Below are 19,011 nucleotides of genomic sequence, written 5' to 3'. Positions count from 1 at the left end.
GGTTAGAACATGCGCCGACCGTTAACCGAGGTCGGCATCACACGATCGATCGGCGACCGATCCGCATAATCTATGGCGTCCGCAAGCATATACGAGCCGCAGCCGCCAAATTGGTCGCCAACACGGATGCCGCAGCTTCGGCCGCAAAGAAAAGGGCGCTCCACGACATCAGCCGGAGCGCCCATGGCATGCTGGCGACGACAGTTGCGGCGGAAGTCGAACAGCAGCGGCGGCAGATGACGAGATTCGGAACGGATAGGCAACATGTGAGCGGATTCTGGATTGCTGCCGCCCGCTGCTCGAGCCGTGTGGTCCACCAGTTATCCACAGCTTATCCACAGGCGCGGCGCCGATGACCGTAGCAACTTCAATGACATTGCATCATGGCAAACAATAGCTCGCAAATACTATGTGACCGCCGGATGACACTGCGCTTTTGTTTGCCGGTGCAGATACAAATCGCGACCGAGCTTGGATAGATTAGGTTTTGTTCCCGACCGTGGCGGCGGATACTGGGGAGGAGTGGCGGTGGGCAGACGAGGAGCCCACCGCCTTTTCTTCAGGCGGTGCGGGAGCTTCTGTAGACAGAGACGCCGAGTTCCCTGATCTTCTTGCGCAGGGTGTTGCGGTTGAGCCCGAGAAGATCGGCTGCTTTGATCTGATTGCCGCGGGTTGCCGTGAGCGCGGCGAGGATCAGCGGATATTCCATTTCGGTCAGCACGCGGTCATACAGGCCGGGCGGCGGCAGGTTGTCGCCGAAGCTGGCAAAATAGGTGCGCATGTTCTCCTCGACCGCCTGAGCGATCGTCATCGAACCATTGCGGATCGGCCCCTTGTCGATCGGGCTGTCGGGCACGTCAGAGCGCAGCTCGGCATCGATGATCTCGCGAGTGATGACATCCTGCGGATAGAGCGCCATCAGGCGGCGGATCAGATTTTCCAGCTCGCGGACGTTGCCCGGCCAGGCGTATGCCTTCATCAGTTCCAACGCTTCCTGATCGAAGCGTTTGGAGCCGAGGCCCTCCTTTTCCGCCTGCTGAATGAAATGGCGCACGAGATCGGGAATGTCCTCGGCGCGGTCGCGCAGCGGCGGCAGGCGCAGCGGCACGACGTTGAGGCGGTAGTAGAGATCCTCACGGAACAGGCCCTGGTTGATCGCCTGCTTCAGATCCTTGTTGGTGGCGGCAACGATGCGCACGTCGGTACGGATCGGCGTGCGGCCGCCGACGGTGGTGTATTCGCCCTGCTGCAGCACGCGCAGAAGCCGGGTCTGGGCGTCCATCGGCATGTCGCCGATTTCATCGAGGAAGAGCGTGCCGCCTTCGGCCTGCTCGAATCGGCCGGTCGAGCGGGTCTGGGCGCCGGTGAAGGCGCCCTTCTCGTGGCCGAAGAGTTCCGATTCGATCAGGTCGCGCGGGATCGCCGCCATGTTGATCGCCACGAAGGGGCCGTTGCGGCGCTTGCCGTAATCGTGCAGGGCGCGGGCGACAAGCTCCTTGCCGGTGCCGGATTCGCCGGTGATCATCAGCGTCAGATCGGTCTGCATCAGCCGAGCGAGCACGCGATAGATTTCCTGCATCGCCGCCGAGCGGCCGACCAGCGGCATGCCGTCCTGCATGTCCTCCTCGAGCTTGGCGGGCTTGCGCTTCGGCTCGGCCAGAGCCCGGCCGATAATGCCGATGAGTTCTGTCAGGTCGAAAGGCTTCGGCAGATAATCATAGGCGCCCTTCTCGGACGCCTTGATGGCGGTCATGAAGGTGTTCTGGGCGCTCATGACGAGGACCGGCAGATCCGGACGGGCCTTCTTGATACGCGGCAAAAGGTCGAATGCGTTCTCGTCGGGCATCACCACGTCGGTGACGACAAGATCGCCCTCGCCCGCCGAAATCCAGCGCCACAGCGTTGCGGCGTTGGAGGTGATGCGAACGTCATAACCGGCGCGGCTCAAAGCCTGGTTGAGCACGGTGCGTATGGCGGCATCATCATCTGCAACGAGGATCGTGGCTGTCATCGAGAAGGTCCTGTCGAGCTTACGGAAGAGGCATCCTCGAGCGAGGCGTCCTTCGACGCCGGCATGAGAACGCGGAAAGTCGTGCGGCTATTCTGGCTGTCGCATTCGATGATGCCGCCGTGATCGCCGATGATCTTGGCGACCAGCGCCAGGCCGAGGCCGCTGCCGTTCGTCTTGGTGGTGATGAAGGGATCGAAGAGATGCGGCAGCAGATCGGCGGGGACGCCGGGCCCGTTGTCGTGGACGCAGAATTCCAGCGGCAGCGAGATCTTTTCACGCGTGCCGGCGACCGACAGCCGGATGCCCGGGCGATAGGCCGTCGTCAGCATGATCTCGCCATCCGGCCGGTCGCCGACGGCCTCGGCGGCGTTCTTCACCAGGTTGAGGAAGACCTGGACGAGCTGGTCGCGATTGGCATAGACGGCCGGCAGCGATGGGTCGTAACTCTCGGTAATGCGGATATTGCGCGCAAAGCCCGCCTTGGCGACCGCCTTCACGTGATCGAGCACGGAATGGATATTGACCGGCATGCGGTCGACCGGGCGTTCGTCGGAAAAGACCTCCATGCGGTCGACCAGCGAGACGATGCGGTCGGTCTCGTCGCAGATCAGCCGGGTCAGCGCCCGGTCGTCGTCGATCACCGATTGTTCGAGCAACTGGGCAGCACCCCGGATGCCGGAGAGCGGGTTCTTGATCTCATGCGCCAGCATGGAGGCAAGTCCAGTCACGGAACGGGCGGCAGCGCGATGCGTCAGCTGCCGATCGATCTTGTCGGCCATCGAGCGTTCCTGGAAGACGATGACAACGGCGCCGGGTTCGCTCAGCACCGGAGCGACATAGAGATCGACGAGCTTGTCCTGGCCGAGGCGCGGGGAACTCAGGTCGACACGGTATTCGTTGACAGGCGCCTTGCGCTCACGCACCTGGTCGATCAGGGCGAGCAGCGGACTGCCGAAGGGAATGAAGGTCGAAATCCGATAACGCGCCAGATGCGAGGCGCTCGCGCCAAAGAATGCTTCCGCCTCCCAATTGGCGAAGGCGACGAAACCGGATTCATCGACCATGACCACTGGGTTCTGGATGGCGTTCAGCACCGCCATGGCAACGGTTCCGCCGGCGTAGTCGAGCGGAGATGTCGTATCCTTCGTCATGCCGCCTCCCGGCTGTCGAGCGCACCTGCGGCCAATGCGTCATAAAGGCGCGCGGCCACCTCACGCGGGTCACGCGAGGTCATGATGTCTTCCTTCTCGCCACCGGCAAGCGCGGGAGCAAACCGCTCAAGATACCAGCCGAGATGCTTGCGGGCATGACGGATCGCCACCGCTTCGCCGTAGAAATCGAGCATCATCCGGTAATGTTCGACGGCGATATCGGCAATCTCTTTGCCTCGCGGTTCTGCCGCTCCGGCGAGCACGCCGGCATGCCACGGCCTGCCCTGGCAGCCCCGGCCGATCATGACGGCATCGGCGCCGGAGCGGCGCAGGATTTCCTGCGCGTCAGCAGCAGTCTCGACATCGCCATTGGCGACCAGCGGAACGGAGATCACCTCGCGGACGGCGCGGATCGCATCCCAATTGGCGCGACCTTCATAAAATTGCATGCGGGTGCGGCCGTGGATGGTCACGAGCTGGATGCCGGCCGCCTCGGCCCGGCGGGCAATGTCCGGCGCGTTGATGGAATTCTCATCCCAGCCGAGGCGCATCTTCAGCGTAACCGGAATGTCCACGGCCTGGACCGTCGCCTCGATCAGGCTGAGCGCGTGATCGGGATCGCGCATCAGCGCCGAGCCAGAATAACCCCCGATCACCTTCTTTGCCGGACAGCCCATGTTGATGTCGATGATGTCGGCGCCATGGTCGGCCGCGATCTTCGCCGCTTCCGCCATCCAGTGCGCTTCGCGCCCGGCGAGTTGCACCATATGCGGCCGGAAGCCGGCAGCCTTCAGGCGCGACCAGGATTCGGCGGTATCATTGACCAGCTCGCGGCTCGCCACCATCTCGGTAACGACGAGGCCGGCGCCGAAGCGCCAGGCAAGCTCGCGGAAGGGCATGTCCGTGACGCCGGACATCGGCGCCAGCACAACGCGGTTCCGCACGGACACGGGTCCGATTCGGAAAGGCGCTGCGAGATCCTTGCAAATCAAATGATTATCTTTCAGGCACACCATAGAACTGCATTATTTTTAGCCACAGATCACCGGCTTTGCCAAGGGGGCTCGGATCGAAATCGATATTTTTCAGGGCAGATGCTGGAAAAGGTTCCAGCAAGAGGTTAGAGCACTCCGGTCAATTCCGCATAATTTAGGGGATTTATGCTGCAAATGCCGTCCAAGCAACCAATATCGGCTGGAATTGTCATCGTTGCCGCCGGCCGGGGCGAGCGCGCCGGATCCTCCACGGAAGGCTCCAAGCAATATCGCATGATCGGCGGCAAGCCGGTTATCGTCCATACGCTTGAAAACTTCATGACATGGGAAGCTGCCAAACAGATCGTCGTCGTCATTCATCCCGACGACGCGGCGCTGTTTGCCAAGGCGTCTCGGCATATCGTCTCGGCAACGCCGATCGAAACGGTACATGGCGGCGCGACCAGGCAACGGTCCGTGCTTGCTGGCCTGAGATACCTCAAGGGCAAGAATGTCGGCCATGTGCTGATCCACGATGCGGTGCGACCCTTCTTCGACCACGGGCTTCTCGACCGCATTGCCGAAAGCCTTGGCGACGGCGCACAGGCAGTGCTGCCGGCCACGCCGGTCACCGATACGCTGAAACGCACCGACGGCGCCGGCACCGTGCTGAAGACGGTCTCGCGCGAGCACCTTTATGCAGCGCAGACGCCGCAATCCTTCGCCTTCGCAGCAATCCTCGACGCGCATGAGAAGGCGGCGGCGAGCGGGCGAAGCGATTTCACCGACGACGCCTCGGTCGCCGAATGGGCCGGCATTCCGGTGACTATCGTCGAGGGCACGCCCGACAACGTCAAGCTGACGGTCAAGCGCGATATCGCCATGGCCGACGACAAGCTGTCGGCCCCGCTGCTTCCCGACGTGCGCACCGGCAACGGCTATGACGTGCACCAGCTCGAAGCGGGCGACGGCGTGACCCTCTGCGGCGTGTTCATTCCGCATGATCAGAAGCTCAAGGGCCATTCCGATGCCGACGTCGCACTGCATGCGCTGACAGACGCGCTGCTTGCCACCTGCGGCGCCGGCGATATCGGCGATCATTTCCCGCCCTCCGATCCGCAATGGAAAGGAGCGGCTTCAAAGATCTTCATCGAGCATGCCGCCCGGATCGTACGCGAACGCGGCGGCACGATCATGAATGCCGACGTCTCGCTGATCGCCGAGGCGCCGAAGGTGGGGCCGCATCGCGACGCCATGCGGGCAAGACTGTCCGAATATCTCGGCATCGATCTCGAACGATGCTCGGTCAAGGCGACGACCAATGAGAAGATCGGCTTCGTCGGCCGGCGCGAAGGTATTGCGGCGATCGCCACGGCGACCGTCGTCTATCGGGGAATGAAGCGATGAGCCTTTTTCCCGAGGATATCCATGCGGCGGCAGAGGCAATCATCCGCGACTTCACCGCTGCCGGGCTGATGATCTCGACGGCCGAATCCTGCACCGGCGGGCTGATCGCCGGCGCGCTGACCGAAATAGCGGGCTCATCAGCAGTCGTTGACCGCGGCTTCGTCACCTATACGAACACGGCGAAGATGGAGCTGCTCGGAGTGCAGGAGCAAACGCTGCTCGGCTTCGGGGCGGTTTCCGAAGAGACAGCACGGCAGATGGCGCAGGGCGCCCTCTTCCGCTCGCGCGCTGCGATCGCCGTCGCCGTCACCGGGATTGCGGGCCCCGGTGGCGGGTCGGCGGAAAAACCGGTTGGGCTCGTGCATCTTGCCGCCAGGTCGCGCACCGGCGCATCCGTCCACCGAAAGATGCTGTATGGCGATATCGGCCGCAGCGCTGTGCGGCTGGCAACGGTACGGACGGCGCTGGAGATGGTGCATTCGCTGCTGCCCGACTGACGCCGGCTGCGATCGCCGTCACACTTTGGTGTAGATTCTGTTCGCCCTTGTTTCGAAGGCTTCGGTGAACATGCGGAAGGCGCGATCGAACATCGAACCCATCAGCGCGCCCAGAATGCGGCTCTTGAACTCGTAGTCGATGAAAAAATTGATCGTGCAGCCACCGGCGGGAGTTTCGGCGAAATGCCACCGGTTTTCCAGATATTTGAATGGACCGTCGATATATTTGACCTCGATGACGCGCTCGGCCCGGTTCAACAGCACCTGGGTCGTGAAGGTCTCGCGGATTGCCTTATAACCGACGGTCATGTCGGCCAATAGCAGGATCTTGCCGTCGCGCTCCTTGCGGCTCCTGACGGAAAGCGCTTCGCAGAGCGGCAGGAATTCGGGATAACGCTCGACATCGGCAACGAGATCGAACATCTGGTCGGGCGTGTGCGGGACGGAACGGTGCGTTTCGAATTGCGGCATAGGCGGCACTTAAGCGGGCGCGTCCAGAAGATCAAGGAGTTCGCCCATCCGGCTGCGGGATTTTAGCTGAAGAACGGGCACATCGGGACCGTGCTCGGCGATGCCGGCGAAATGATCCCGAAGTGCGCTCTCGATCAAGGGGGCGGCATGCCGCTCGAAATTCCAGATATAGGCAAGTGCCTCCAGCGAGAGGCGTTCGGGACAGCCGGCAGGCAGTTCGGGACGGTTGCGCCCGAAATAGCGCAACCGTCTGGATATTGCTCCGTACAGGCATGCAGATCTAGACAGCCGAAGCCAAATGACGACCTCTGCGCGCGGAAGCCGCAGATGGAAGGAGCTCAGCCCGGTTCCATCCATGATCCAGCGTTCTTTAGTCACGGCCTTGGAGATAAGACAATTGATCTCGTCGCGTGGCCTCTTTTCCATCCGGGCAGCCAGTAAAAGTCGCGGTCCATGGAAATGTATCGAAGGTCGAGTGCACGCGAGAGCCGCTTTGCCAGCGTGCTCTTGCCGCTGCCGGGGCAGCCGATCACCAGAATGCGGTCGGCTTCGACCAGCGTCGATTTCAATCCGGATATAATATTCATTGGCTGCCCAAAGAGAAACCTTGGCAAAAACCGTTAAGGTCAGTTTATTGCCTAACCTCGCCCCCTACTCGACGTCATCCTCGGCCTTGTGCCGAGGACCTACTGCCCTATCGATCGGTTGCAGATGCTCGGGACAAGCCCGAGCATGACGAAAGAGAGCTTGGCAGCACCCAAACCTTACTCAGCTGCCAACAGCAGCTTCTTCTCACGCGCCGCCTTCAGCCGCGCAAAATCATCTCCAGCATGGTGTGACGAGCGGGTCAGCGGGCTGGAGGCCACCATCAGGAAGCCCTTGCTGTAGGCGACCGTCTCGTAAGACTTGAACTCGTCGGGCGTGACGAAGCTTTCGACCTTGTGGTGCTTGCGGGTCGGCTGCAGGTATTGGCCGATCGTCAGGAAGTCGACATCGGCTGTGCGCAGGTCGTCCATCAGCTGCAGCACTTCATTGCGCTCCTCGCCAAGGCCGACCATGATGCCTGACTTGGTGAACATGGTGGGATCGAGTTCCTTCACCCGCTGCAGCAGGCGGATGGAATGGAAATAACGGGCGCCGGGGCGAACCGTCAGATAGTTGCCGGCCACCGTTTCCATATTGTGGTTGAAGACGTCGGGTTTGGCGGCGACCACGCGCTCCAGGGCACCCGGCTTCTTCAGGAAATCAGGCGTCAGGATCTCGATCGTCGTTCCCGGCGAGGCGGCACGGATCGCCCAAATCACCTTTTCGAAGTGCTCGGCACCGCCGTCCTCGAGATCGTCGCGGTCGACCGAGGTGATGACGACGTGGCTGAGGCCCATCTCCTTGACCGCCTTGGCGACGTTTTCGGGCTCGGCCATGTCGAGCGCATTCGGCTTGCCGGTCGCGACATTGCAAAAGGCGCAGGCGCGGGTACAGATCTCGCCCATGACCATGAAGGTCGCGTGCTTCTTGTCCCAGCACTCGCCGATATTCGGGCAGCCGGCCTCCTCGCAGACGGTGACGAGCTTGTGCTCCTTCACGATGGCGCGTGTCTCGGCATAGCCCTTGGAAGTCGGCGCCTTGACGCGGATCCAATCCGGCTTGCGCATGACATCCGTATCCGGCCGATGCGCCTTCTCAGGATGGCGCACGCGCTTGGCGTCGGGATTGATCGTGTCGAGAATGGTCACCATTGCAGTCTCAGCTTTCCGCCGCCCTAAGCGGCACAGTTCCTACGACGCGTCGCAATTTAGCGCCGCACCAGTCGCGCAACGAATATCAGCAGGCAGGCGCCGAGGAAACCCGTCACGAAATAGCCGAGCCGTCCACCGGCCAGTTGAACGTGAAACTGGGCGAGGATGGCGGTGGCGACAACCGAGCCGACAATGCCGAGCACGATGTTCAGGAAAATTCCATATCGTGCATCCATCAGCTTGCCGGCCAGCCAGCCTGCAAGTCCGCCGATGATGATTGCCGAAATCCAGCCCACGCTTTCCATGCCTGTCCTGCCCTCAATCTGCGCTAAGCGACCGCTCTGGCGACCAGCACCACGATGATGGCGCCGACGGTGGCGTGGATGATCTGCACGACCAGCGCATTTTCAATACCCAGCGAAATGCCGAGCGCGCTGAACAGATAGCCGCCGACGAAGGCGCCGATGATGCCGCTCAGCAGGCATCTGATCAAACCGCCGCCACCGACGACCAGACTTGCCAGGAAGCCCGCAACCAGGCCGATCAGCAAAAACACCAGCAACGCCTGCGTCTCCATAGACATGATTATTTCCTTTCGCCTTTTCCACCCGGCCGGAGTGGCTTTCCACTCCGGAAAAGGGGCAGCGCCCAAAAATTCTCAAGCGTTCAGTACACGACCGTAAGCATCGAGCACCGCTTCCTTCATCGTCTCGGATACGGTCGGATGAGGGAAGATGGTATGCATCAGTTCTTCCTCGGTCGTTTCGAGGTTCATCGCGACGACGAAGCCCTGGATGAGCTCGGTGACTTCGGCGCCAACCATGTGGGCGCCGAGCAGTTCGCCGGTCTTCTTGTCGAAGATCACCTTGACCATGCCCTGGTCTTCGCCGAGAGCGATCGCCTTGCCGTTCGCCGCGAAGGAGAAGCGACCGACCCGGATATCACGGCCCAGCTCCTTGGCCTTGGCTTCCGTAAGGCCGACGGAGGCGACCTGCGGATTGCAATAGGTGCAGCCCGGCACCTTGCCCTTGTCGGTGGGATGAACATTCGGCAGGCCGGCGATTTTTTCGACGCAGACGACGCCCTCATGCTCGGCCTTGTGGGCCAGCATCGGCGGGCCGGCGACATCACCGATCGCATAGATGCCCGCGACATTGGTCTTGCCGTAACCGTCGGCGACGACGCAGCCGCGGTCGGTCTTGATGCCGAGCGCCTCCAGGCCGAGGTTTTCGATATTGCCCTGAACGCCGACAGCCGAAATCATCCGGTCGGCGGTGATCTGCTGGACCTTGCCGTCTGCAGTCTCGACATGGGCGGTGATGCTGTTTGCCGCCTTCTCGACCTTGGTCACCTTGGCGCTGGTGAAGATCTTGAGGCTGCGCTTTTCCAGCTGCTTGCGGGCGATGGCGGTGATTTCGGCATCCTCGACCGGCATGATGGTCGGCATCACTTCCACCACCGTGACGTCGACGCCCATCGAGCGATAGAAGCTTGCGAATTCGATGCCAATCGCACCCGAGCCCATGACGATCAGCGACTTCGGCAGCGCATCAGGCTTCAGCGCCTCGAAATAGGTCCAGACCAGCTTGCCGTCGGGCTCGATGCCGGGCAGCGCGCGCGGACGGGCGCCGGTCGCGATGATGATGTGCTTGGCGGTATAGGTGCCTTCGCCCTTGACGTTTTTCGGCAGCGGGTGCTGCGGCTCAACCACCGGTTTCGACGACTTGCCGACGACGATCTCGCCGGGCTTTGTCAGCTTGCCTTCGCCCCAGATGATGTCGATCTTGTTCTTCTTCATCAGGAAACCGACGCCGGCGTTGAGACGGGCAGAAACAGCGCGCGAGCGGCCGACGACGGCCTTGGCATCCGGCTTCACCGTGCCTTCAAGAACGAGGCCGAAATCCTTGAAGTGATTGGCATGATCGAGCACCTCGGCCGAACGCAACAGCGCCTTCGTCGGTATGCAGCCCCAGTTCAGGCAGATGCCGCCCATATGTTCGCGCTCGACGATCGCCGTCTTAAGCCCGAGCTGGGCCGCGCGAATGGCGGCGACATAGCCGCCGGGACCGGAGCCGATGATGATGACGTCGTAGGATTCAGCCATGTGTTTCCTGCCTTTGCTATGCTGCGCTGCGGGTCATGAGCACCCACGCGTGCCTATTGCTGTTTCCGAAGAGCGGCACGGCATCAGCGCGGGCAGCCCTCCGAGAATCCGTTTCTTACTTAAGCGACAAAGCCGCCTCATTATCGCTTGCTGCGACCAGCCTGACTGGCGGCGACCAGCCCTTTCGGATGTCCGGCAGCCTGCGTCCGAGGCCGATGCCGCGCATATGGCGGTAAACGCGCCGAGACTGCCGGTGAACCAGTTTTTCAGATCCCCAGCATCATCCGCACGATCGATTCCAGCCCGCGCCCGAGCGCCCGCGTGTTTTCCGCATCGAGGTGAATGCCGTCGATCGGCGTGGTCTTGGCGACAGAATTGCCATCGAAAAAGCCACAACCAAGCTCGTCGGCAAGGTCGCGATAGAGCGTTGCGAGCTTCGCCGATTCCTCGATGCCGCCGGGAAAGGATGCGGCGAAGGGCACATTGCCGGTCGCGCAGATCGCCGGCGGCGCTACGATCAGGATCTCCGGCCCGTCGAATTCAAAGGGCCAGGCGTGATTGCGGATCAGTCGCACAAGCCGGCTGATGCCCTGGCAGGCGGCAAAGGCGGAGCCAGCCACAACAGGCTTCATGTCGTTGGTGCCGAGCAGCAGGATGACGAGGTCGAGCGGCGCATGCGTCTGCAGGATCGTCGGCAGGACGCGGGCACCATTGCGATCGCAATCGGCAAGATGGTCGTCGAAAGCGGTCGTGCGACCGTTCAGGCCCTCAGCAATGACGCGCGCCTCGCTGCCGAGCGCTGCCTGAAGCACGCTCGGCCAACGGTTCTTGTACTCATGACGGCCGATAGTCTCAGGGTCATGACCCCAGGTCAGCGAGTCACCATAGCAAAGAACGGTCTTGGTCATTTCCGCCTCCGGTTCGCTATCAGACAAGCAAGCCCATTGGGTTTTCGATATAGCCCTTGAAGGCCTGGAGCAGCTCGGCGCCGAGCGCGCCGTCGACGCAGCGATGGTCGGTCGACAGCGTCACCGACATCACGGTGGCGATCGCCATTTCGCCGTTCTTGACGATCACCCGCTGCTCGCCGGCGCCGACCGCGAGGATCGTCGCATGCGGCGGGTTGACGACGGCGGCGAAGTTCTTCACGCCCATCATGCCCATGTTCGACACCGAACTGGTGCCGCCCTGATATTCCTCGGGCTTCAGCTTGCGGTCCTTGGCCCGCTTGCCGAGATCGCGCATCTCGTTGGAGATGACAGACAGTGTCTTCTGCTCGGCCTTGCGAATGATCGGCGTGATCAGGCCGCCCGGGATCGACACGGCGACGCCGACGTCGGCGTGCTTGTGCTTGATCATGTTATTGTCGGTCCACGACACATTGGCGTCCGGAACGTCGCGCAGCGCCAGCGCCATGGCCTTGATGACCATGTCGTTGACCGAGAGCTTGTAGGCCGGAGCGTTGTCCTTGCGCGGCGCCGCATCATTCAGCTGGGCGCGCAGCGCCATCAGGGCGTCGAGCTCGCAATCGACGCTGACGTAGAAATGCGGGATCGTCTGCTTGGATTCGACCAGCCGCCGGGCGATCGTCTTGCGCATGCCGTCATGCGGCACGAGCTCGTAGGAGCCCGGCTCGAAGAGCTTGAGCACGGCTTCCTCGGAGGCACCCTTCGGCGCGGCGGCCGGAGCCGGCGCGGCTGCAGCCTGAGGAGCAGCAGCGGCGGGAGCGGCAGCAGCCTTGGCGCCACCACCGGCAACGGCAGCTTCGATATCGCTCTTGATCACGCGGCCATGCGGACCGGAACCGGCGACGGCCGACAAGTCGATACCAGCTTCCTTGGCCAGCCGGCGGGCGAGCGGCGAAGAGAAGGTGCGGTTGCCACCTGATGAAACGGCTGCGGGTGCAGCGGCAGGCGCCGGTGCCGTGGCCGGAGCTGCCTCAGCCTTCGCCGGCGGAGCGTCGGCCTTCGGCGCAGGTGCGGCGTCAGCCTTGGCCGGGGCGGCGGAACCTGCACCACTTGCGGCAGCGGCAACATCTTCGCCATCGGCGGCGAGAACGGCGATCAGCGCATTGACCTTGACGCCTTCGGTGCCGGCCGGGACGACCAGCTTGGCAACCGTGCCTTCATCCACGGCTTCGACTTCCATCGTCGCCTTGTCAGTCTCGATCTCGGCGATCACATCGCCAGACTTGACCGTGTCGCCTTCCTTGACCAGCCACTTGGAAAGATTGCCTTCTTCCATGGTCGGAGAGAGGGCGGGCATCGTGATATTGATCGGCATCGAAATACCCTCCCCTTATTTGTAGCAAACAGCCTTCACCGCATCGACCACTTCGCCGACGTTCGGAAGCGCCAGCTTTTCGAGATTGGCGGCGTAAGGCATCGGAACGTCCTTGCCTGCGATCGTCAGGATCGGCGCATCGAGATAGTCGAAGGCCTGCTGCATGACGCGGGTGGCGATTTCGGTGCCGACGGAGGATTGCGGATAACCTTCCTCGACGGTGACGAGGCGGCCGGTTTTCTTCACAGATTCGATAACCGTCGGCAGATCCATCGGGCGGATGGTGCGAAGGTCGATCAGCTCAACGTCGATGCCGAGCTGTTCGAGTTCGGCGGCCGCCTTAGTCGCATAGGTCATACCGATGCCGAAGGAGACTACGGTGACGTCCTTGCCCTGGCGATGGATCCGCGCCTTGCCGATCGGCAGGACGAAATTATCGAGCTTCGGCACTTCGAAGTGCTGGCCGTAGAGAATTTCGTTTTCGAGGAAGATGATCGGGTTCGGATCGCGAATCGCCGCCTTCAGCAGACCCTTGGCGTCGGATGCCGTGTAAGGCATGATCACCTTGAGGCCGGGGATGGCGCTGTACCAGGCGGCATAGTCCTGGCTGTGCTGGGCGCCGACGCGGGCGGCGGCACCGTTCGGGCCGCGGAAGACGATCGGAGCGCCCATCTGGCCGCCGGACATATACAGCGTCTTAGCGGCCGAGTTGATGATATGGTCGATCGCCTGCATGGCGAAATTGAAGGTCATGAATTCAACGATCGGGCGGAGACCGGCCATGGCGGCACCGACGCCGACGCCGGCAAAGCCGTGCTCGGTGATCGGCGTATCGATGACGCGGCGGGGGCCGAATTCCTGCAGCAGGCCCTGCGTGACCTTGTAGGCGCCCTGATATTCGGCGACTTCCTCACCCATGACGAAGACGTCGTCGCTGGCGCGCATTTCTTCGGCCATGGCGTCGCGCAGTGCTTCGCGCACGGTCATCGAAACCATTTCGGTGCCGGCCGGGATTTCCGGGTCGTTCGGAACGACGGCCTTCGGCTCGGCCGGAAGCGGCGCGGAAGCAGAACCGGTGTTGGTCGGCTTCTCTTCCTGAGCCACCTGCGGAGCGGCGGCCGGCTTGGCGGCTGAAATGTCCGAAGCGGATTCGCCATCTTGCAGCAGCACGGCGATCTTGGTGTTGACCTTGACGCCTTCGGTGCCGGCGTCGACCAGCAGCTTGCCGATGACGCCTTCGTCGACCGCTTCGACTTCCATCGTCGCCTTGTCGGTTTCGATTTCGGCGATGACGTCGCCAGAAGTGACCTTGTCACCTTCCTGCTTCAGCCATTTGGACAGCGTGCCTTCTTCCATCGTCGGAGAGAGGGCGGGCATGAGGATATCGATAGGCATGGGTTCCCTCCCCGATTAGAGCAGAATGTCGGTGTAGAGCTCGGATGCATCCGGCTCCGGATCGGCCTGTGCGAAGTCGGCGCTGTCGGCGACGATGTCGCGAACATCCTTGTCGATCGCCTTCAGATCGTCTTCGGAAGCCCAGCCCTTTTCGATGAGGCGTGCCTTTACCTGCTCGATCGGATCCTGTTCGGAGCGCATCTTCTGCACTTCTTCCTTTGTGCGATATTTCGCCGGATCGGACATGGAGTGGCCGCGATAACGATAGGTCAGCATTTCGAGAATGATCGGGCCCTTGCCGGAGCGGCAATGTTCGAGCGCCTCGTCGGCCGCCGCCTTGACGGCGCGAACGTCCATGCCGTCGACCTGAATGCCGGGAATGCCGAAGCCGGAGCCGCGTAGCGAGTAATTCGACTGAGCGGTGGCACGGGCGGTCGAGGTGCCCATGGCGTAGCGGTTATTTTCGACGATATAGACGATCGGCAGCTTCCAGAGAGCCGCCATGTTGAAGCTCTCGTAGACCTGGCCCTGGTTGGCAGCGCCGTCGCCGAAATAGGCGATGGCGACATTGCCGTTGCCGCGGTAGTGGTTTGCAAAGGCAAGGCCGGTTCCGAGCGAAACCTGGGCGCCGACGATGCCGTGACCGCCGTAGAAATGCTTCTCTTTCGAGAACATGTGCATTGAGCCGCCCTTCCCGTGGGAATAGCCGCTACGGCGCCCGGTCAGTTCCGCCATGACCCCGCGCGCCTCCATGCCGGTTGCCAGCATGTGGCCGTGGTCGCGATAGGCGGTGATGACCTGATCGCCTTCCTTCTGCGCCATCTGCATGCCGACGACGACAGCTTCCTGACCGATATAGAGATGGCAAAAGCCGCCAATGAAGCCCATGCCGTAAAGCTGACCGGCCTTCTCCTCGAAGCGGCGGATCAGTAGCATCTCGCGATAGGCCTTGAGTTCCTCATCCCGATCGAAGTCGGCTACTGGGCCTCCATTCGATGCTTTGGCTGCTGGTTTTGCTGCAGTTTTGCGGCTGGAAACGGTCGCGGTCTTTCGCGGCGCCATTCAACCCTCCCTATGGGTTTGTCGTTTCTCGGTGGCGCGTACCATAGGGAAGAAATATGACCACAGCAATGCCATAATTGCATGGCTCGTATTCGACGCTAAGTTATTGGAAATAAATCAGAAATTCCAATTAACCTGATTCCGGTTAATTGGAATAATGTTTGAATATGACGATCTCGTCCGCACGCGACATATTCAGCTGATATCGCGCCTTTTCGTCCAGCATGTCCTTGTCGAGCGAGCCGTCACTCAGCAGCGCCACCTGGCTTTCCAGATGTTCGCGCTTCGCCTTCAGGACAGCAAGCTCTCTTTCGCGCGCGACGCGCTGACGCTCGAACGTCTCCGTCGCCCGCAGGCCATAATCGCCATGGATGCAATGATAACCGAAATAGGAAAGGAAGGCGACCGTCATAGCCGGGATGACGAAGCGGCCGAGCTTTCTCTTCTTATGATGCTTTGTCCACATACACGCATGCTCTTGAACGCATTACCAATTCGTTCAGCATAACGCGCAGAGATTAACCGTTCATTGACCGTAACCGCCGGCAAGAAAAAACCCGCGCCGGTGAGGCGCGGGTCGAGCATTGCAAATCAGATCGGATCAGCCTTTGATGATCGAGCGGCCGGCATATTGGGCCTGCGGGCCTAGGCCCTCCTCGATGCGGATCAGCTGATTGTACTTGGCGAGACGGTCAGAACGCGACAGTGAGCCGGTCTTGATCTGGCCGCAGTTGGTGGCGACGGCGAGATCGGCAATGGTCGAATCTTCCGTTTCTCCGGAGCGGTGCGACATGACGGCGGTATAGGCTGCCTTATGCGCCGTGTTAACGGAATCAAGCGTTTCCGTCAGCGAGCCGATCTGGTTGACCTTGACGAGGATCGAGTTGGCGACGCCCATGCGGATGCCGTCGCGAAGGCGGGCCGAGTTGGTGACGAAGAGATCGTCGCCGACGAGCTGAGTCTTCTTGCCGATCAGATCGGTCAGCGCCTTCCAGCCCTCCCAGTCGTCTTCGGCCATGCCGTCTTCGATCGAGATGATCGGGTATTTGCCGGCGAGCTCGGCCAGATATTCGGCCATGGCGCCAGACTCGAGCGTGCGGCCTTCGCCCTCCAGAACATACTTGCCGTCCTTGAAGAATTCCGTCGAGGCGCAGTCGAGGCCGAGGCACATGTCGTCGCCCGGCTTGTAGCCGGCTTTCTCGATCGACTTCATGATGAAGTCGAGGGCTTCGGGCGCACTCTTCAGGCCGGGAGCGAAGCCGCCTTCGTCACCGACATTGGTGTTGTGGCCCTGCGCGGCAAGCTCCTTGCGGAGCGTATGGAAGACTTCCGAACCCATGCGCACGGCGTCGGCGATCGAATCGGCGCCGACCGGCAGGATCATGAATTCCTGGAAGTCGATCGGGTTGTCGGCATGAGCGCCGCCGTTGATGATGTTCATCATCGGCACCGGCAGGAGGCTGGCGGAAGCGCCGCCGACGTAACGGTAAAGCGGCAGGCCGGATGCCTGGGCCGCAGCCTTGGCGACGGCGAGCGAGACGCCAAGGATGGCGTTGGCGCCGAGGCGCGACTTGTTCGGGGTGCCATCGAGCTCGATCATGATGTTGTCGATCTGGATCTGATTTTCGGCGTCGATGCCGCCGATCGCGTCGAAGATCTCGGTGTTGGCGGCCTCGACCGCCTTTTCGACGCCCTTGCCGAGGTAGCGCTTGCCGCCGTCGCGCAGCTCGACCGCCTCATGTGCGCCCGTCGAGGCGCCCGAGGGAACGGCCGCGCGGCCCATGCTGCCGTCTTCGAGATAGACGTCGACTTCGACGGTGGGGTTGCCACGGCTATCGAGGATCTCGCGGGCGATGATATCGGTGATTGCAGTCATGGGTTCTTCCTGCTCGGTGGGTGATAAGTCGTTCGAAGCCTGTCATAATCGAAGGCGTACAAATTACAATGGCGCAATTTTCCGCCTTCGAAGGTGTATGGCATCGTGGCCTAGACCACGATCATGTCAGCCTGTTGAACGTTAGGCCTTGGCGATCGCATCGAAGGCAAGCAACTTCTCGAGCAGTCGCGGCATGTCCTTGAGATAGACCATGTTCGGCCCGTCGGACGGTGCATTGTCGGGATCCTGATGGGTTTCGACGAAGACGCCGGCAATTCCCGTCGCCACTGCCGCGCGCGCCAGCGTTTCCACGAACTCGCGCTGGCCGCCGGAGGAATCGCCCTGCCCGCCCGGCTGCGCCACGGAATGGGTGGCGTCAAAAATGACGGGAGCCCCCATCGCCGCCATGATCGGCAGCGAACGCATGTCGGAAACCAGCGTATTGTAACCGAAGGAGGCACCGCGCTCGCACAAGAGCACATTCGGATTGCCGCTGGCGTTGAGCTTCTTCAGAACGTTCTTCATATCCCAAGGGGCGAGGAACTGGCCCTTCTTGACATTGACGGCGCGGCCGGTCCTAGCGGCGGCGATCAGAAGGTCGGTCTGACGGCAGAGGAAGGCCGGGATCTGCAGGACATCAACCACCTTGGCCACCTCGGCGCATTGCTCGGCCGTATGGACGTCGGTTACGACGGGAAAGCCGAATTCCTTCTTGAGGTCGGCAAAGACCTCCATGCCCTTTTCCAGGCCGATGCCGCGTTCAGCCGAGAGCGAGGTACGGTTCGCCTTGTCGAAGGAGCTCTTGTAGACGAGGCCAATGCCGAGCTTGCCGCAAAGCTCCTTCAGCGTGCCGGCGACCATGAAGGCGTGATCCCGGCTCTCCATTTGGCATGGACCGGCGATCAGCGACAAGCGGCCAGTATTGGAAAAAGTGACCTGGCCTTCGCCTTCGCCGATCCTGACTTCGGAATTCGTGTCGGTGCTCATCGTGTTTCCTCGAAGGCGAAGAGCGCACCCTGCCCGGGCGTGGGCTTCACCAGAATGCGATTGTTCTTGCGTGTGAATGTGATCCCGTTAGCACCCAAATGCGCTTCTGTCACGGCAAGATCGATGACGGTGAAGAGGATTGCCCGCCCCCGCAGGCCGCGATCGGCTGATGAGACAGCGGTTTCGAAATAGGCCTCCAGCCCTTCCGGCGTCATCAAGCTGATCTTTGCATTCGATGCCGCGATATTCATGCCGAAACCGGTTTTCTCCACCGCCGCCTGCCCAATCGCGAGCCCGACGAAGGCGGCGAATGCCGCCGGGTCCGGTGCACAAAGTGCGATCTCGGCAATGCCGATCACGCCATTGGCGTGCGTCTCCAGCGCGGCGCGATCTGTAGGGAACGAATTGATGCGCTGGCAAGTAAAGAGAAAGAAATCGGGGGCGCGCAAATCAGCTGCAAAGGCCAGCTTAAAGCTGCCGACGCTCTCCGAACCGTCCGGCATCCGCATCGGCCGGCTGAACTGCAACATCTCACCGGCGCTCGCGCCGTTGCTGACGAAGCGCTTATGATCGAGGTCGGCATCCTCGCTGAGGAAGGCCAGCGCAGAAAGTCCCTCCTCGCCGCAGCGGAAACGGAAGGCGCGATTGCGGGCGATGAAGACGTTGCCCTGGCGGGCTGCTGCCTCGCTCTCGTCGACACTCGCCACGCCAAGCGGCTCCAGATAGGTCTTGTCGGCGAAAAAGACGCAGGCATTCTCCGTTCCGAAGGGATGGCCCCCATCGGCGGCGACGGTGAAACCGAGCTTGCCGAGCCTTTCACGCGCCAGATCGATATTGACCACGGGCAGCACGACATGATCCAGCGGGTGCGACCTGGCGGAACGCGCGTTCATGAATATCCCTCCTGAAACCGGCAAGAGATGTGCGACAGCATCTCCCTCAATGCAAGACATGTGCGCCAATCCAGCAAATGAAAATAAAAATCTCCGCGAGTTGACGTGAACTTTTACGGAAATTTAGCTACTTGCGGAACACATATGGAACATATAGTGTCCGT

Annotated in this window: 19 protein-coding genes and 2 pseudogenes; 2 read left to right on the top strand and 19 right to left on the bottom strand. The window is 61.6% G+C overall.

Annotated features, from left to right (window positions below):
• Positions 1-2 precede the first annotated feature (2 nt).
• From AC13QO_RS13630 to dusB, 4 genes are all read right to left on the bottom strand, one after another.
• Complete coding sequence (locus tag AC13QO_RS13630; protein ID WP_488540869.1) at positions 3-317, bottom strand: hypothetical protein; 315 nt, start codon at positions 315-317, stop codon at positions 3-5.
• A gap of 242 nt (positions 318-559) precedes the next feature.
• Positions 560-2,011: a nitrogen regulation protein NR(I) gene (gene ntrC / locus AC13QO_RS13625; protein WP_085778072.1), complete on the bottom strand. Its 1,452-nt coding sequence runs from the start codon at positions 2,009-2,011 to the stop codon at positions 560-562.
• Complete coding sequence (locus tag AC13QO_RS13620; RefSeq protein WP_085778071.1) at positions 2,008-3,162, bottom strand: two-component system sensor histidine kinase NtrB; 1,155 nt, start codon at positions 3,160-3,162, stop codon at positions 2,008-2,010. Before AC13QO_RS13620 ends, ntrC begins: the two co-directional genes overlap by 4 nt.
• Entirely contained in the window at positions 3,159-4,178 is a 1,020-nt protein-coding gene (gene dusB, locus AC13QO_RS13615) for a tRNA dihydrouridine synthase DusB (RefSeq protein WP_285195481.1), read from the bottom strand. The genes AC13QO_RS13620 and dusB overlap by 4 nt, the downstream gene beginning before the upstream one ends.
• 144 nt (positions 4,179-4,322) lie before the next feature.
• On the opposite strand from dusB, the gene AC13QO_RS13610 reads away from it, so the two are divergent.
• Positions 4,323-5,543, top strand: a complete 1,221-nt coding sequence (locus tag AC13QO_RS13610; RefSeq protein ID WP_488540868.1) for a bifunctional 2-C-methyl-D-erythritol 4-phosphate cytidylyltransferase/2-C-methyl-D-erythritol 2,4-cyclodiphosphate synthase — start codon at positions 4,323-4,325, stop codon at positions 5,541-5,543.
• Positions 5,540-6,040, top strand: a complete 501-nt coding sequence (locus AC13QO_RS13605; RefSeq protein ID WP_488540867.1) for a CinA family protein — start codon at positions 5,540-5,542, stop codon at positions 6,038-6,040. The genes AC13QO_RS13610 and AC13QO_RS13605 overlap by 4 nt, the downstream gene beginning before the upstream one ends.
• 18 nt (positions 6,041-6,058) lie before the next feature.
• Here the strand turns inward: AC13QO_RS13605 and AC13QO_RS13600 are convergent, their stop codons facing one another.
• The 15 genes and pseudogenes from AC13QO_RS13600 to AC13QO_RS13530 form a co-directional block, all read right to left on the bottom strand.
• Positions 6,059-6,511, bottom strand: coding sequence for a type II toxin-antitoxin system RatA family toxin (locus tag AC13QO_RS13600; protein WP_488540866.1), 453 nt, complete (start codon positions 6,509-6,511; stop codon positions 6,059-6,061).
• A 9-nt stretch (positions 6,512-6,520) separates the two neighbouring features.
• Positions 6,521-7,098: pseudogene (locus AC13QO_RS13595) on the bottom strand (AAA family ATPase).
• Between the two features lie 177 nt (positions 7,099-7,275).
• A complete protein-coding gene (gene lipA / locus AC13QO_RS13590; protein WP_488540865.1) occupies positions 7,276-8,247 on the bottom strand; it encodes a lipoyl synthase in 972 nt (323 codons plus the stop codon).
• 56 nt (positions 8,248-8,303) lie between these two features.
• Positions 8,304-8,552, bottom strand: a complete 249-nt coding sequence (locus AC13QO_RS13585) for a GlsB/YeaQ/YmgE family stress response membrane protein (RefSeq protein ID WP_085778064.1) — start codon at positions 8,550-8,552, stop codon at positions 8,304-8,306.
• A gap of 23 nt (positions 8,553-8,575) precedes the next feature.
• Positions 8,576-8,830 (bottom strand): GlsB/YeaQ/YmgE family stress response membrane protein, encoded by a 255-nt coding sequence (locus AC13QO_RS13580; RefSeq protein WP_011425215.1) that lies wholly within the window; start codon positions 8,828-8,830, stop codon positions 8,576-8,578.
• A 75-nt stretch (positions 8,831-8,905) separates the two neighbouring features.
• Complete coding sequence (gene lpdA / locus AC13QO_RS13575; protein ID WP_488540864.1) at positions 8,906-10,351, bottom strand: dihydrolipoyl dehydrogenase; 1,446 nt, start codon at positions 10,349-10,351, stop codon at positions 8,906-8,908.
• A 16-nt stretch (positions 10,352-10,367) separates the two neighbouring features.
• Positions 10,368-10,615: pseudogene (locus tag AC13QO_RS13570) on the bottom strand (GNAT family N-acetyltransferase); the annotation flags it as partial.
• A gap of 2 nt (positions 10,616-10,617) precedes the next feature.
• The gene (locus AC13QO_RS13565; RefSeq protein WP_064802314.1) at positions 10,618-11,259 is read right to left on the bottom strand and encodes an SGNH/GDSL hydrolase family protein; all 642 of its coding nucleotides are present in this window, start codon (positions 11,257-11,259) and stop codon (positions 10,618-10,620) included.
• 19 nt (positions 11,260-11,278) lie between these two features.
• Positions 11,279-12,634, bottom strand: a complete 1,356-nt coding sequence (locus tag AC13QO_RS13560) for a pyruvate dehydrogenase complex dihydrolipoamide acetyltransferase (RefSeq protein WP_488540863.1) — start codon at positions 12,632-12,634, stop codon at positions 11,279-11,281.
• A 15-nt stretch (positions 12,635-12,649) separates the two neighbouring features.
• Complete coding sequence (locus AC13QO_RS13555) at positions 12,650-14,029, bottom strand: pyruvate dehydrogenase complex E1 component subunit beta (protein ID WP_285193499.1); 1,380 nt, start codon at positions 14,027-14,029, stop codon at positions 12,650-12,652.
• Positions 14,030-14,044: 15 nt separating this feature from the next.
• Positions 14,045-15,091 carry a pyruvate dehydrogenase (acetyl-transferring) E1 component subunit alpha gene (gene pdhA / locus AC13QO_RS13550; RefSeq protein WP_011425209.1) on the bottom strand — a complete coding sequence of 349 codons (1,047 nt, stop codon included), beginning with the start codon at positions 15,089-15,091 and terminating at the stop codon, positions 14,045-14,047.
• Positions 15,092-15,236: 145 nt separating this feature from the next.
• Positions 15,237-15,557 carry an FtsB family cell division protein gene (locus AC13QO_RS13545; protein ID WP_085778060.1) on the bottom strand — a complete coding sequence of 107 codons (321 nt, stop codon included), beginning with the start codon at positions 15,555-15,557 and terminating at the stop codon, positions 15,237-15,239.
• A 135-nt stretch (positions 15,558-15,692) separates the two neighbouring features.
• Positions 15,693-16,967, bottom strand: a complete 1,275-nt coding sequence (eno, locus tag AC13QO_RS13540; RefSeq protein WP_488540862.1) for a phosphopyruvate hydratase — start codon at positions 16,965-16,967, stop codon at positions 15,693-15,695.
• A gap of 141 nt (positions 16,968-17,108) precedes the next feature.
• Entirely contained in the window at positions 17,109-17,954 is an 846-nt protein-coding gene (kdsA, locus tag AC13QO_RS13535) for a 3-deoxy-8-phosphooctulonate synthase (protein WP_488540861.1), read from the bottom strand.
• Positions 17,951-18,847 carry a VOC family protein gene (locus tag AC13QO_RS13530; RefSeq protein ID WP_488540860.1) on the bottom strand — a complete coding sequence of 299 codons (897 nt, stop codon included), beginning with the start codon at positions 18,845-18,847 and terminating at the stop codon, positions 17,951-17,953. Before AC13QO_RS13530 ends, kdsA begins: the two co-directional genes overlap by 4 nt.
• Positions 18,848-19,011 lie beyond the last annotated feature (164 nt).

This window comes from Rhizobium sp. CNPSo 3670 (genome assembly GCF_057784555.1).
Note: the sequence above shows the minus strand (reverse complement) of the source record. Positions and strands in the feature narration are given on the sequence as shown.